Annotated in this window: 1 protein-coding gene; it reads right to left on the reverse strand. The window is 58.4% G+C overall.

All coding sequences use genetic code 11. The annotated features are described in order from the left end of the window. A partial coding sequence (locus A3722_RS16020) for a helix-turn-helix domain-containing protein (RefSeq protein ID WP_150120526.1) occupies positions 1-229 on the reverse strand: 229 nt, incomplete at its 3' end. Positions 230-238 lie beyond the last annotated feature (9 nt).

The following is a 238-nucleotide window of genomic DNA, read 5'->3' on the forward strand; positions in this document are numbered from 1 at the left end:
CGGGGTGGTCGTCATCCAGCCCTTCGAAGAAATAGCCGGGGGTCACATTCAGTATCCGGGCAAGCTCATGCAGGCGGCTGGCGGCAATCCGGTTGGAGCCGATTTCATACTTCTGGATCTGCTGAAACGACAGCTTGAGTTCACGCGCCACATCGGTCTGGGATTGCCTTCGCAGGGTGCGGGCCTGCTTGAGTCGGCGACCGACGTGAACGTCTACAGGGTGGGACATAGTTCAATA

Origin of the sequence: Sulfitobacter sp. HI0027, assembly GCF_001634775.1 — a bacterium.
Classification (GTDB): Bacteria; Pseudomonadota; Alphaproteobacteria; order Rhodobacterales; family Rhodobacteraceae; genus Sulfitobacter.